Raw genomic sequence first — 13,893 nt, forward strand, 5'->3', positions numbered from 1 at the left:
TCCGGTTATGCCGCGATCCGGTCCGTGCTGCGCATCCGGCCGTTCCGCCGGCTCTGGATCGTGCTCGGCGCGGCCTCCTTCGGTGACTGGCTCGGCCTGCTGGCCACCGCCCTCTTCGCCGCCTCGCAGGTGCAGGGCAGCACCGCCCAGGGCGCCGCGTTCGGCGGGGTCACCGCGATCCGGCTGCTGCCCGCGCTGGTGCTCGGCCCGGTGGCCGGCGTCTTCGCCGACCGGTTCGACCGGCGCTGGACGATGGTCATCTGCGACCTGCTGCGCTTCGTGCTCTTCGCGTCCATTCCGCTCTACGCCCTCAGCGGGGCCGCGGGCGGTCTGGTGGTCGGCTGGGCGCTGATCGCCACCTTCCTGATCGAGTCGCTCACCCTGCTCTGGATCCCGGCCAAGGAGGCCGCGGTCCCGAACCTGATCCCGCGGGCCCGGCTGGAAGCGGCCAACCAGCTCACCCTGATCACCACCTACGGCCTCACCCCGGTCGCCGCCGCCATCGGCCTCGCCGTGCTCGACCGTGGCGTCCGTGGTGCCGTCGGCGGCGACCTGCCCTCCTGGGCCGAGCCGGCCCAGCTCGCACTCTGGTTCAACGCCTTCTCCCGGCTCGCCACGGCACTGGTGGTGGCGTTCGGGATCAAGGAGATCAGCGAGGCGCAGCGCGGCGAGGCGGAGCGTGCCGAGCAGAGCATGTTCCGGCAGTTCTCCGAGGGCTGGAAGTACATCGGCCAGACCCCGCTCGTCCGCGGCCTGGTGCTGGGCATCTTCGGCGCGTTCGCCGGCGGCGGCATCGTGGTCGGTACCGCCAAGTTCTTCGCCAACTCACTGGGCGCCGGTGATGCCGCGTTCTCGCTGCTCTTCGGCGCGATCTTCGTCGGCCTGGCGCTCGGCATCGGGCTCGGCCCGATGGTCGTCAAGGAGATGTCCCGGCGTCGCTGGTTCGGCATGAGCATCGTGCTGGCCAGCGCCGCGGTGATGACCCTCGCCTTCGCCATTCACCTGTCCATGGCGATCGTCGGCGCGGTGCTGGTCGGCGCCGGTGCCGGGATGGCCTTCCTGGCCGGCACCACGCTGCTGGGCGGGGAAGTGGCCGACGAGGTGCGCGGCCGGGTCTTCGCGGTGGTGCAGATCGGCACCCGCCTGGTGCTGATCCTGGCCATCGGGCTGAGCAGCGTGTTGGTCGGCGTCGGTGGCTCGCGCAAGCTGGAGATCGCCGACCTCGGCATCTCCGTCTCCTCCACCCGACTGCTGCTGCTCGCCGCCGGTGCTGCCGGCATCTTCGCCGGGATCAGCGCGTTCGGCCAGATGGACGACAAGAAGGGCGTCCCGGTCCTCGCCGACCTGTGGGGCTCCATCCGGGGCCGTCCGCTGATGCCCGCCGAGCCGTTCGTCTCCGCCGGGCTCTTCGTGGTCTTCGAGGGCGGCGAGGGCGCGGGAAAGTCCACCCAGCTCACCGCGCTCTCCGAGCGGCTGCGCGGTCACGGTCGAGAGGTGGTGCTCACCCGCGAGCCGGGGGCCACCGGCGTCGGCCGGCGAATCCGGTCGCTGGTGCTGGACACCTCCGGCGACGACGCGCCCTCCCCCCGGGCCGAGGCGCTGCTCTACGCCGCCGACCGGGCGCACCACGTGGCCACCGTCGTCCGGCCCGCGCTGGTTCGGGGCGGCGTGGTGATCAGTGACCGGTACGTCGACTCGTCCCTGGCGTACCAGGGCGCCGGCCGGACACTGCCCGTCGACGAGGTCTCCTGGCTCTCCTCCTGGGCCACCGGTGGGCTCAAGCCCGACCTGGTGGTGCTGCTGGACGTCGAACCGCGCACCGGTCTGTCCCGGGTGGCCTCGCGCAACACCGGCACCGACCGGCTGGAGGCCGAGTCGGTCGCCTTCCACGAGCGCGTCCGGTACGCGTTCCTCGACCTCGCCGCCGCCGACCCGAAGCGCTACCTGGTGCTCGACGCGTCCCGGCCGGCCGACGAGATCACCGGGCTGGTGGTCCGGCGGGTCGAGGAGATGCTCGGCAAGCCGGGTGGCATCGTGCACCCGCGACCGGCGCAGGGCCCGGACACCTCGGTGCAACCTGAGTTATCCGACGCGGAGCTGGTGACGATGGAGCACAAGACCTGATGCCGGACGTCTTCGCCGACCTGGTCGGCCAGGACGAGGCGGTGGTCGAGCTGCGGCGCGCCGCCGCGGCCGCCGCCGCCGTCCTGCGTGCTGGCGCAGCCGCGTTGGTCAACGCCGGCCCGGCCGGCGGTGACGGGTCCGCAGCCGACGAGGCTGGGACCGGCGTGGACCCGTCCGCCGGGATGACGCACGCCTGGATCTTCACAGGGCCTCCCGGTTCCGGCCGCTCGGTCGCCGCACGCGCGTTCGCCGCCGCACTCCAGTGCGTGCACGGCACCGGCTGCGGTGAGTGCCCCGGCTGCCACACCACAATGGGTGCCACAAACGCGGACGTGCGGATGGTGGTGCCGGAAGGGCTCTCCATCGGCGTCGGCGAGATGCGCGCACTGGTGCTCCGCGCGGCCAGCACCCCGTCCGGCGGGCGCTGGCAGGTGGTGGTCATCGAGGACGCCGACCGGCTCACCGAGGCCGCCGGCAACGCGCTGCTCAAGGCGATCGAGGAACCACCGCCGCGGACGGTCTTCCTGCTCTGCGCCCCGTCCACCCACCCGGACGACATCTCGGTGACCATCCGGTCGCGCTGCCGGGTCGTACCCCTGCGGCAGCCGCCGGCCGCCGCGGTGGCCGAGGTGCTGGTTCGTCGGGACGGCATCGCGCCCGACGTGGCGCAGTGGGCGGCGTCGGCCGCGCAGGGTCACGTGGGTCGGGCCCGCCGACTGGCCCGCGACCCGGAGGCCCGCAAACGACGCGAGGCGGTGCTCGCGGTGCCGCGCCGGTTGACCGGTGTCGGCGCGGCGTTCGACGCGGCGTCCGCACTCATCGAGGCCGCCGAGGCGGAGGCCGAGGCGTCGGTCACCGAGGCCGACACGACCGAGCGGGCGGCACTGGAGACCGCGCTCGGCGCGGGCGGCACCGGCCGGGGCGCGGCCGGCGCCCTGCGAGGCGCTGCCGGGCAGCTCAAGGAGCTGGAGAAGCGGCAGAAGTCCCGGGCCACCCGGGCCCAGCGGGACGCACTGGACCGGGCGCTGGTCGACCTCGCGGGCTTCTACCGGGACGCGCTCACCATGGCGCTGCGCGCACCCGTCGCCCCGGTGCACACCGACACGGCCGCGCTCGCCGGTGCTGGCGCGCAGAAGTGGGACGCCGACGGGGCGCTGCGCCGGCTGGAGGCCGTGCTCGCCTGCCGTGCCGCGATCGAGGCGAACGTCAAGCCGCGGATCGCGGTCGAGGCGATGATGCTCGCCCTCTGGAAGGGCTGACCCGCACTTCCCGGCCGTTGTCCACAGGCATCGACAGGCCCGATTGCGGTGCGGTACGGTCCCTGTGCCGTGGTGACGGTGGCACCACACTGAGTGATGAATCACCCGGGAGGAGTCGGCCGATGCCGCGGGGGGAGATCGACGAGGCCTGGATCGAGGAAGCGGTGCGACGCTACCGCCGGATCGAGTCCCTCCAGGCCGAGTTCGACCAGGCGGTGTCGACCGTCGAAGTGACCGTCCGCTCGCCGGACGGCCTGGTCGAGGTGGTGGTCACCGCCGGTGGACGCATCACCGACGTGCGGTTCCTCGGGCCGCTGCACAGCCGCAGCCCGCGCGACGTTGCCGGTTCCGTGCAGGCTGCGGTCACCGCGGCGGCCGACGCCGCCGAATGGGCCCGGGAAAAGCTGCACAACGAGACGTTCGCCGCCTACCGACCGCTCGCGGGGGCCTGAGATGGACACACTGCGCGCGCTCTCCGCCCGACTGGACGAGGCGAGCGCCACGCTCACAGTCGTTTCGCACACCGTCACCGCCAGCGATCCGGCCCAGGCCGCGTTCGGCGCCGACGCACCGGGCCGCCCGGGCGAGATCGGTCGGGCGCTGCACCGGCAGTGGACCAACGCCACCGACGACCGGGCCCGGGAGGCCCGCGCAGCGGCCGGTCGACTGGCCGCCGCCGCGGCTGCCGTGCGGGAGGCCGCCGACCGCTACGCCGAGGTCGACCGGGCGGCCCGCCGCCGGCTCACCGGGGAACCGTGATGGATGCGCTGGACCGGCTCGCCGAGCCCGGCCTCGACCTGCTCCGCCGGGTGGACAGACTGATCGCGGCCGGTGTCCCCGAGGGGCACCGGGTCTGGCCGCTGCTCCGCCGCATGCAGGTGCTGCCGGGCGACGCGGTTCGCGGCTTCCTCGACCTGCACCCCGTGCCGCTCGCCAGCGCCGGCCACGCGGTGCGCCGGCTCGTCCGGGGGTACGACGACGTCTCCGCCGCGCTCACCGACCCGGTGCTCTGGTCCGGTCCGGCCGCCACGGCGTACGGGCAACAGCGGGCCGCGCTGCTGCGCCACCTCGACGAGGGGCCGGACAGCCTGGTCGGGCGACTCGAATCCACCGCCGGCTACGCCGACGCCCTCGCCGACTGGGTGGAGGGCAGCCGACTCGCGCTGGCCCGCACATTGGCCGACGTGCTCCGCTCGGCCGAAGCGGTCGCCGTGGTCGCCGCCACCGCCGCCGGTGCGTCGACCCGCCCCGGGCCCGTCGGGCCCGGTGTGGCCGACGCCGCCGAGATCGCCGCACGGGTGCTGGCGGTGCTCTGCGTCGCGTACGACGGTGCGGAGACGCTGCTGCGTCAGTGGGGGCCGAGCCTGGCCGAGACCGCGTGGCGTCCGCCAACGGACGGGCGTCCCCACTACGACCAGCCCACCCGGGTCGGCTGGTAGCTGAGCCCGGCCCTCCGGCCGTTGCTGCGTCGCTCCGCCGTTCGGTCTTCCGGCCGTGGTCGCGTCGCCCGCCTCTCGGCCTCCGGCCGTGACCGTTCTGCCTCGGACAGGCCACGGCGTCGCTCGCGGGCGCCTGACCTGAAGCCGTCGCCCACGGCGACGCCGTGGTCTTCCCCCTGCACCCCCCGCAGGTCTGCCTCCACTCAACGCCGCCGAGGCACGTCTTGTCTCCTGCCCGGCCCCGGATTCAACCGTCCGGGCGAGCAGCAACGGCACGACGGGACGCCAGGCAATAGGTCGAGTCGACGGTCATGAATGGCAGCGGGGCGTAGCCGGCCGGTGCGCCTTGCGCCGTGACCCGTCGTAGGGTGGGGGGATGGGCATGCTCTGCGCGGTCAGCTTCAACCGGTACGGGCGGCTCTACTACCTCGACCCGGGCGAGTTGCGTCCGCAGGTGGGCGACCGGGTGCTGGTGCCCACCGATGACGGGCCCGAGGTGGCGGAGTGCGTGTGGGCCGCGCAGTGGGTGACCGAGGAGACCGACGGCTTCCCTCGCCTGGTCGGGTTGGCCGGCGACGACGACCTCCGCCGGGACGAGGCGTTGCGTCGCCGCAAGGCCGAGGCCAAGGTGGCCGCGAAACGGCTGATCCGCTCGCACGGCCTGCCGATGAAGGTGGTGGCGGTCGACCATGTGCTCGGCTCCGCCGAGAGCGGCGGTGAGCGCAGCACCGTCTACTTCACCGCCCCGCACCGGGTGGACTTCCGGTCCCTCGTCCGCGACCTGGGCGCGACCCTGCACTGTCGGGTGGAGCTGCGTCAGCTCTCCGCCCGCGACTCAGCGCGGGTGCAGGGCGGCATCGGCTCCTGCGGTCGGGACCTGTGCTGCGCCACGTTCCTCACCGACTTCGAGCCGGTGACCATCCGGATGGCGAAGGACCAGGACCTTCCGCTCAACCCGCTGCGCATCTCCGGCGCGTGCGGGCGGCTGATGTGCTGCCTCAAGTACGAGCACCCGCTGTATCAAAGATTTCAGGAGACCGCCCCGGCGGTCGGCAGTCGGGTCTCCACCCCCGAGGGTGACGGCCGGGTCGTCGGCCACAGCGTCCCCCGTGACGCGGTGACCGTACGCCTGGACGCCGACGGCTCGCGCTCCATGTGCTCCCGCGCCGACGTCTGCGGCTCCCGCCAAGCCCACAACCAGCAATACACCCCCTAACCCCCCCAACCCCCACCCCTCCCACCGCCGGTCCGCCTCTCCACCGTTGATCATGAAGTTATTGCCATCCCGAACGGCGTGTCGGGACAATAACTTCATGATCAACGGTGGGTGAGGTTGGCAGGTAGGTGGGGGTAGGGGGTGGGGTGGGTTCGTCAGCGCAGGACTGTGGGGGGTTCGGTCAGGCGGGGGGTCAGGGGGGACTTGGGGGTCAGCCAACTCTGGGTGGGGGACTGGTCGGGGTTCACCTGCCAGTCGCGGGAGACCCGGTCCACCCCCAGCGGATAGATGGTCAACGTGCCGTCCGGGTCGATGCGCAGTCGCAGGAACGACTTCGAGTCCTCGATGCCCTGGCCGGCGAAGAGTTCGTTGACGTTCACTCCGAACGAGCCCGCCACCAGCAGGTACGCCGCCACCAGTTGGCTGGCGACCAGTCCGATCACCGGGCCGTAGAGCACCGCCGCGGCGACCGCTGGCAGCGGCCATGGCCAGTCGTAGAACGGCAGCGCCAACCAGACCCAGGTGCCGCCCGCCGCCAGGGCCACCTGCGCCACGCCGTGGCCGACGCCGAGGATCCAGTGCCGCGCGTGGCGTTTGCCGCTCGCGCTCGGCGGCTTGGCGAACAGGGCCGCCGCGATCACCGTCACGAGCACCATCACCACCAGCGGGACGCTGAACAGCCGCTGGTCGGTGCTGTCGGCCCAGTTCGCCGTCGCACCGGCCATGGCCAGCATCAGCAGCGTGTGCAGGGTGCCGAGCAACGTGGTGAAGCCGGGATTGCGCAACGGCAACCGGGGGAAGATGCCCCAGCCGTAGCGGCGCGACCGCGCGGCGTCAGGGTAACGGGCCACCAGGTCGTACGGCTGGGCGGTGCTGGCCTTGCGGGTCAGCGTGTCCCGCGGCGGCACCTCGATGCGCTCTGGCAGCTTGTGCGTGGGGTAGAGGTACGCGCCGCCCCCACCGCAGGTGATCAGCTGCCGGTCGGCCCCGGAGTAGCGGGCGTAGTGGTGCAGGTCGCCCGAGAGCAACAGCCGCACCCGCGCCCCGGTCGGGTCGATGATCGTGCGGATGAAGTAGTCGATCGAGTCGTACGCGGTGGGGTCGTCGGCGGCCTTGACCCAGGTCGGCGCCGGCGCCGCGATGATCACCTTGGACTCCGGCCCGAGCCGGCGGGCCACCTCGTCGAAGTAGGCCAGCTGCGGGTCGTCCAGGTATGAGCCGGACTGGTCGTCCACGCCGAGCAACCACCAGTCGGCCGGCAACTCCACGGCGAAGTAGGAGCGGGACTGCCCGGTGCCCCAGCCCGCGAAGTTGCGGTCCCGGGAGCGGACGAACAACCGCAGGAACGCGGTGAGGCCGTCGTACCAGTCGTGGTTGCCCGGCACCGCGAAGAGCGTCGGCTTCTCGGCCGGCGCCACCGGAAGGGCAGCCTGGTAGGGGCCCTTGCACCGGTCCTCGTACGCGGCGTAGGCCGCCGACGGATACACCTGGTCGCCGCCCATCACCAGCGTCTGCGCCCGGGGCAGGCGGTGCCCGTCGACGGTCAACTCGGGTTGCGCCAGCAGGTACGCCACGGAGTAGGTGGCGTTGAAGCCGTCGCCGAGGTCGGCCACGTAGTCGAGCCACAGCCCGCCGTCCGGCCCGACCTGGCGGAAGACGTCGTCGCCGAACGCGTTCTGCAACTCGCGCTTGTCGAGGTACGCCCCGAAGAGCACCGCCAGCAGCGTCCGGATGCCGGTGCTGATCAACAGGAACGGCGCCAGCCACGGCACCGGCTTGCGCGGCGTGAAGCCCAACTCCAGCGGGTCGGTGCTACGCGGCCGGTGGGCGGCGCGTTCACCGGCCGGCGCACGGTCAGGACGCTCCGGGTGGGGGGAATCGTCGCGTTCGTCGCTCACCCGCCGCAGCGTAGTCCCGGACCCGATCATCCGCTGTCTGGTAATCGTCCAGATGGCAGCCGATGTCCGGTTGGTGCTGGCCGGCGCCAAGGGGGTATCCCGTTCGGTCGGTGGCGCCGGGGTGCCGTACACTTGCTGATCGTTGCCGCCTTAGCTCAGTCGGCTAGAGCGACGCACTCGTAATGCGTAGGTCGACGGTTCGATTCCGTCAGGCGGCTCCACGGAAAGGCCCAGGTCACCGGCTTGATCGCCGATAATGACCTGGGCCTTTTGCTTGCCGTCCCCAAGGCGAGCAGCCAAGCGAGCAGCCAACCTACTCACCGGACCACAGCGCCCCCTCCAGCCCTGCCGCAGCTTCCCGTGCGACCTCGGGGGCCACGTGTGCGTAGATGTTGAGGGTGACGCTCATCTGGTGGCAGAGACCAGACCTGGGTCGGCCCGGTTGTCGGCGTCGAACCGTTCCGTTGCCTGGTGTTCCTGGTGGTGGCGAAGGGCCGATAGATGGCTGACGCTCGGCTGTTGGACGGGTGACGCGAGTGGCTGGTCATCCAGTTCGACGCCGGTAACAACCTGATGTGGCAGGCACTCGTCAGACGGCTAGCTACTCCCGAGGAGTACTGGCCGCTCGTGCCGCTTGATGACGTTCAGAACCGTGCTGCAAGCGGCGCCTTGTTCAGGCTGTTGGATCGCTTCCTGGCGGAGCGCGAAAGCAGCGGAGGAGCTTCGGCGATCAAGGCCGCTCACCAGGCGTGGATGGAGCGCCAGAGCTGGTACCAGCCCGTAACTGTCAAGGACGTGCCGTGACGGGGCCCCGAAACCCCAATAACGCCCGGACAGGTTGGCTCCTGGCTGTCCGCGCCCACTTTCCACGGGCAGCAACGGCTCCAGTTCCGCCAAGCGCACGTCGGTCAGCTCATGCCGCCTCGTCACCGTCACTGTGGCCACTAGGTCTCCGTGCTGATAGTCCTCTTCGTCTATAGACGATCTAGGATGAGGACGTGCCCACCGAGGTTCATCTTCAGATGATCCAAGCCGTTGTCGCCCGCCTGTCGTCGCAATCCACCACCGTCAAAGGCTGGTGCGTCACCGTAGCCTCGGCGCTCCTCGGTTTCGGCGCGAACAGCACGAGGCCGGCCGTCGCTGTCCTCGCGGTGTATGTGGTGGCCGCGTTCGCGGCCCTCGACGCCTACTACCTCAGCCTCGAACGCGCCTACCGGACGTTGTACCAGCGGGCCGTGGACGGAACGACCCCTCCGTGGCAGCTCGACATCGACCGACCGGGCTACCGGGAGGTCCTGCGTGCCGCGAGAAGCCCGACGATCACCGTCCTGTACGGCGTATCGCTGCTCGCGGCTGCCGCCGTCACCGTCTACCTCCTGTATGGCTGACGGAGCAGCCTGGTCCTTCCAGTCGGCACGTGCGGTCATTCAAGTGCCTCGAACCATTGGCTGATCGGCGTGACGCAGGTGGTGTTCACCGTGGTTACCGACGTGCACTGGTTCTGATTCCAGCCCCACACCCAGAGGCCGGCGAGCAGCATGATGAGCACGATGTGCATGCGCGCTGCCCAAGCAAAGCCGGCCGCGGTGCGGTCCGAGAGTTTGGTCAGCCCGATGACCGATTCGGCGACCGTGTCGCCGTATCCGTAGACGAGACCCGGAGGCCGATTTCCGGCTCGTCGGAAGACCGACGCGGTCAGCACCTCCGGGACGAGGAGAATGGCGCCGACCCAGATGATCAGCCAACGCAGGATCGTGACAACGGCCTTTCCCAGCCAGACCAGCAGGTGCCGGATCACGAACCACAGACCGACGACGACCACGGCCACGAGTACCGGGAACCACAGGAACCCCCGCGCCCCGTCCGGCAGCACGGACAACACCTGCTGGATCCCGTTGATGATCCTGTCCAGCAGCATCATCTGTCGTCCGTCCGCTCATCCGAGTCATCGTCCACGCCTCGCCTGTCGGAGTCGTCCGGCTTCTCGGGGGCCGGGGCAAGCATCGGTTTACCGCTCGCCAACGCGCCGGGGGCGAGTTTGTTGCCGGCCTGCGAGACAAGGGCGGTAAAGCTTTCCACCGCTGCCGAGACGGCTCCGTCGATCTCCCCGAGACGAAGCTGATCGCTCTCCAGGACCACCTTCATCGCCCGCATCGCCACCTCCTGGTCCCGCTGCCACAGCCCGACCATGAAATCGGCGGCCTCTGCGGCCTTCGTGGGATCCTGGGCGAGTAGGTTGCCGGCCATCGAGGCACCGCCGCCGGACAGGAGTTCGGCGTAGAACTTCGCCCGGATCTCGTGCAGTTGCAAGTCCGAGGTCTGGGCGATCCGGTTGATCGCGGCCTTGCCCCGTTCCTCCTGCTCGGCCAGCCGTTGCCGGAGCGCTGCGATTTCCAGATCCTTGGCGATGGGCGCCTGCTCGGGATCGAGTCGCAACTCCACAGTGACATTGGTGATCCGCAGACCTATCTCGTCGAGGTCGATCGAATCCTGACCGAGCTCGAGTGAGATCGCCCGCTCCGCCGCGGCGGAATTCAACGCCGAGTACCTCCGGCTGATACCGCGCATTCGCTGAATGAGGTGGCCCCGGCAACCGCCAGGGGGATCCTCGACCATCTCCCGAACCACTGTGACAGGCTTGTGTACGGTCCAGGCGAACGCGATGGACGCGTCGAAGTGCAGGGCGTCGCCCTCGGAAGGCAGGGTGCACTGAAACGACGAGTTGTGCGGGCGAATGTCCACCACGTACACCGCCCTGGGTCCACGCCACCAGACATCGCCGGTGGTGAACGGGGGGTCGGGTGCGAGCAACTCACCACTCGGCATCTGGAACACCAGCCGCGTACCAGGATCCGCCACCGGACGTCGCTGAAACGGCAGTCGTCGAAGCTCCTGCTTGCTGAGCACCGGCTTACTCAACCCGCACCGTCCCTTCAGTCAGCACTTTCAACAATTTCTCGGCCAGGTCTGGCGCGTATGGGCGCTGGTCGCGCCAGTTCTTCGCGTGCGAGGCCAGCAGATCCGCCTGGCGTCGGGTCTTGGCGGCCTCTTGAAGCAGACTGATCAGGGGCGGCCGCAGCGCCGGTGCCTCTTTGGCGGCCGAGGCCCAGCTACGCAACACGTTGCGGACCGAGTAATCGGCGCCCGGAGCGACGAGGGACCGCCCCCACAGACCTGCAATCACCTCGCGCGTTCCGCTCGGCGAACCGGACCCGGCATCGGCTGCGGCCACGCCGTGCTCGGCGTCGGCCATCCTGAGTAGGGTCGGCCAGGAGACCTCGCCGTCCGGCTCGGCCACGTTCGTCCACAGGCCCGCGGCAACCTGGAGGAAGCCGAGGATGCCGGCCCGTTGTCGGCCAGCGCTCCCCTCCAGAGACCAGCGTTCCAGCAGCCGTAGCAGCTCCAGTCGGCGATCAGGGCTGGCCGGGACCATGAGCTCGGTAATGCTGAATCCGATCGCGATGGAAAGCGCGGGCCCGGCGTTCTTCGCCAGCGCGTCGAGTTGCTTGTCCGGGCCGCCGGGCAGGACTTCACCGACGCTCGCGCCAAGTGCCCTGGCGGCCGTCATCCGCAGGGGCAGGCTGTCCCGCCTGCACCAGTCCAGTACCAGACGGACCACCTGGGCACCGGTTTCCGGATACCTCGCGGGCATTGCCAGCGCGGCGACGGCCCGCTCCCGCTCGTCCCCGTTACCGCTACCCGCCCAGGGCACCACGACATCCCGCCTGATGGTGTCGAAGGCGATGCGGGCCAGGAATCCGATCGCGCTGGCCGCACGGATCCGTACCCGCCCCTCGACGTCCTGGGAGACGGCCTCCAGCCAGTCCAGCACGATCTCGCGGTCGTAGTCGTGCTCGCGCCACAGGTGCTCCAACACCCGAGCCGGATAGCCGGCCGATACGAAGGAGGCAACCTCCAACTCTGCTGTTCCGTACCGAGTACGCCGTACCTCGGTGGTGATCCGGGCCCGGGCCGCCCGTAGTCGGGCATTCCGTGGTCGTCGGGCCCGACTCGGCGGGGCATCGCCGCCCTCCTCCGCACGCCACGCCCGTTCCAGCATCGTCGCCGCCCGGGAGACCGCGTCGTAGGGCATTCCCTCGAGAGCCGCCAGCGCCACCACTGTGGCTCGCTGGTCGAATTCGGTGATGCCGTCCAGCCAGTCTTCGACATCGAGCCGGCGGCGGTCCTCGAACCGGGCGAGAGCTTCATCGATGGTGCTCTCGCCCTTTGTCGTCTCGGCAAGATCCTGGGCTAGCTCGACCAACTGCTGGACATCGAAGGCGTCGATCTCGACGGCCTGTAACACCTCCATCAGGCCATCCGCCTTCAGGAGGGCGTCCGCCTCCCGGGGCGAGCTGAGGTGCTCGGCAAGGTGGCTGGCTACCAGGTCATACGCCGACGGCGGTGCGTCAAGGACCCGGGCGAGCCGGGCTATGGCGTGGTCGTGCAGCCGCCGCTCGGCGTCCAGGATCAGCACCAATCTGGCATCCCGCTTCGCGAAGCGCTCCTCCAGTGCGGAGATGTCCCGCTCGCGCAGCTCGCCGAGCTGTGTGGCGGTGAGTCGTTCGACCACGTAGCCGCAGCCCTTGGGTAGCTCCTCCACCTCGAGTGTGGCGAGCGATCCGTTGAAACGCAGTTCGTGGATCGCCTTCATGCCGGACATGAGCTGGATGGCGGTAGTGGAGCTTCCCCAGCGCCGACGCGCCCGCAGCAGGATCACCCGGTCATCGCCGGCGGTTGCGACGAGATCCGGGTAACCGCTGGGTTGGACGAAGACCCGGTCGATGCGTTCGATGGTGCTCACCGCGATCGTCGACAGTAGGGCACTCGCGCTGTCCCGGCCGAACGTCGCGTCACCGCCGGTAATCGACCCGGTGACGTTGATCTTATGGCCGATGAGCGTCACGTTCGACGTCCGTCCGCCAAAGGCACCGATTGCGTCGGCTAACGACTCGCGGAAGTCCTCCTGCTCTCGTGCCTGGTCCTCGTTCCCCGCCTGTTCAGCGTCGGGGTGCTTCGGCTTCGGGTTGCTCAGTGCTTCGTCCAGCGGGGTCTTTCCCCGGCCACCCGCTGCTGCCGCCTCGTCGGTCGCCGTCGGGTCACCGGAGGGCTCGGGGTTTACCTCATCGGCCAAAGGAATCACCGCCGGTGATCGGGCCTTCGATGTCCAGCCGTTTTGCGCGGATGTTCACGGAGCTGTGCCGCCCGTTGCTTGCCGGAGACGAGGTCCTGGGCGGGCTTGGAACGTGCTCAACGAGCACCTCGACCAGTTGGGCGAGATCCTGATCGGAGCTGTGGTCGCGCAGCTCGAATGATTGCCGACGATGCAGCGCCGCGATATCGCCGGGCAACTGGTCTGCCTTTGGTAGAGGTGCTCCGGCGAGAAGGACGGGTATCACCTCGATACTTCGCTTCAACGCCCGGCGGATCTCCATTCGGACGTAGTCCTTCGGATTGTCGAGCCGCCGGGCGCCCGACGAGTCGGAGATCGTCAACCAATTCGGCCCGATGAGGGCGAGCAGTACGTTGCTCCGCTTGAGCTGCCGGGAGAGCTCGGGCGGGAAATCGGTACCAGGACGCATCGAACGACGATCCCGGAAAATTTGGCCCGCACCGAATTCGCGACACAACCGTTGATCAATCAGATCAACTGCGTAGGAAGCGTCGCCGGTGCGGTAGTTGATAAAAACACCGGTCATTAGGCTGCCTCTCTGGCGCGCCGGCCCCAGCTAACCGCGGACCGTCTTCGGTGGGGTCGACAAATGTCGTTCAATGCGGATCACCAACCGATGCAGGGATGGATTGTTGGCAAAGTCCGGTGTGACGAATCCTGTCAGTCAGGATGGCGGCGCGGCAATCCGTTGTCCTCACCCAAATGGATGGACAACAGTGCTCGGTGCGCGAAAAAGTGGTCCTGTGGCGGAGTGGCGAAGCTGATCAGCCGCGCGAGCGCTATC

At 69.8% G+C, this 13,893-nt stretch carries 13 protein-coding genes and 1 tRNA gene; 9 read left to right on the top strand and 5 right to left on the bottom strand.

The genetic code is table 11. The features are described 5' to 3' along the window. Positions 1–24: 24 nt before the first annotated feature. From tmk to ricT, 6 genes are all read left to right on the top strand, one after another. Positions 25–2,124 (top strand): dTMP kinase, encoded by a 2,100-nt coding sequence (gene tmk, locus AB0B68_RS03705; protein WP_357198405.1) that lies wholly within the window; start codon positions 25–27, stop codon positions 2,122–2,124. Further along, a complete protein-coding gene (locus AB0B68_RS03710; RefSeq protein ID WP_357257699.1) occupies positions 2,124–3,383 on the top strand; it encodes a DNA polymerase III subunit delta' in 1,260 nt (419 codons plus the stop codon). The genes tmk and AB0B68_RS03710 overlap by 1 nt, the downstream gene beginning before the upstream one ends. 122 nt (positions 3,384–3,505) lie before the next feature. After that, the gene (locus AB0B68_RS03715) at positions 3,506–3,835 is read left to right on the top strand and encodes a YbaB/EbfC family nucleoid-associated protein (RefSeq protein ID WP_053659404.1); all 330 of its coding nucleotides are present in this window, start codon (positions 3,506–3,508) and stop codon (positions 3,833–3,835) included. A 1-nt stretch (position 3,836) separates the two neighbouring features. Continuing rightward, the gene (locus tag AB0B68_RS03720) at positions 3,837–4,142 is read left to right on the top strand and encodes a type VII secretion target (protein ID WP_357198378.1); all 306 of its coding nucleotides are present in this window, start codon (positions 3,837–3,839) and stop codon (positions 4,140–4,142) included. After that, complete coding sequence (locus AB0B68_RS03725) at positions 4,142–4,822, top strand: hypothetical protein (RefSeq protein WP_357198376.1); 681 nt, start codon at positions 4,142–4,144, stop codon at positions 4,820–4,822. Before AB0B68_RS03720 ends, AB0B68_RS03725 begins: the two co-directional genes overlap by 1 nt. Before the next feature lie 376 nt (positions 4,823–5,198). After that, a complete protein-coding gene (ricT, locus tag AB0B68_RS03730) occupies positions 5,199–6,038 on the top strand; it encodes a regulatory iron-sulfur-containing complex subunit RicT (protein ID WP_357198373.1) in 840 nt (279 codons plus the stop codon). A 155-nt stretch (positions 6,039–6,193) separates the two neighbouring features. On the opposite strand, the gene AB0B68_RS03735 is transcribed toward ricT, so the two are convergent. Further along, a complete protein-coding gene (locus AB0B68_RS03735) occupies positions 6,194–7,936 on the bottom strand; it encodes a metallophosphoesterase (protein ID WP_357198370.1) in 1,743 nt (580 codons plus the stop codon). Between the two features lie 144 nt (positions 7,937–8,080). On the opposite strand from AB0B68_RS03735, the gene AB0B68_RS03740 reads away from it, so the two are divergent. The 3 genes from AB0B68_RS03740 to AB0B68_RS03750 all read left to right on the top strand — a co-directional run bounded on the left by AB0B68_RS03740 (position 8,081) and on the right by AB0B68_RS03750 (position 9,324). Then, positions 8,081–8,157 (top strand) — tRNA-Thr (locus AB0B68_RS03740). A 406-nt stretch (positions 8,158–8,563) separates the two neighbouring features. Beyond that, complete coding sequence (locus AB0B68_RS03745) at positions 8,564–8,740, top strand: hypothetical protein (RefSeq protein ID WP_357257701.1); 177 nt, start codon at positions 8,564–8,566, stop codon at positions 8,738–8,740. A 194-nt stretch (positions 8,741–8,934) separates the two neighbouring features. Then, on the top strand, positions 8,935–9,324 hold the full coding sequence (locus AB0B68_RS03750; RefSeq protein ID WP_357198364.1) for a hypothetical protein: 390 nt from the start codon (positions 8,935–8,937) through the stop codon (positions 9,322–9,324). A gap of 35 nt (positions 9,325–9,359) precedes the next feature. Here the strand turns inward: AB0B68_RS03750 and AB0B68_RS03755 are convergent, their stop codons facing one another. The 4 genes from AB0B68_RS03755 to AB0B68_RS03770 form a co-directional block, all read right to left on the bottom strand. Beyond that, complete coding sequence (locus AB0B68_RS03755) at positions 9,360–9,857, bottom strand: hypothetical protein (RefSeq protein WP_357198361.1); 498 nt, start codon at positions 9,855–9,857, stop codon at positions 9,360–9,362. Beyond that, positions 9,854–10,687, bottom strand: a complete 834-nt coding sequence (locus AB0B68_RS03760; protein WP_357198358.1) for a hypothetical protein — start codon at positions 10,685–10,687, stop codon at positions 9,854–9,856. Before AB0B68_RS03760 ends, AB0B68_RS03755 begins: the two co-directional genes overlap by 4 nt. Before the next feature lie 160 nt (positions 10,688–10,847). Continuing rightward, on the bottom strand, positions 10,848–13,070 hold the full coding sequence (locus AB0B68_RS03765) for a hypothetical protein (RefSeq protein ID WP_357198355.1): 2,223 nt from the start codon (positions 13,068–13,070) through the stop codon (positions 10,848–10,850). Next, positions 13,060–13,635: a TIR domain-containing protein gene (locus AB0B68_RS03770; protein WP_357257703.1), complete on the bottom strand. Its 576-nt coding sequence runs from the start codon at positions 13,633–13,635 to the stop codon at positions 13,060–13,062. The genes AB0B68_RS03765 and AB0B68_RS03770 overlap by 11 nt, the downstream gene beginning before the upstream one ends. Between the last annotated feature and the right edge of the window lie 258 nt (positions 13,636–13,893).

This window comes from Micromonospora sp. NPDC049049 (assembly GCF_040649115.1).
In the GTDB taxonomy this organism is placed as follows: domain Bacteria; phylum Actinomycetota; class Actinomycetes; order Mycobacteriales; family Micromonosporaceae; genus Micromonospora.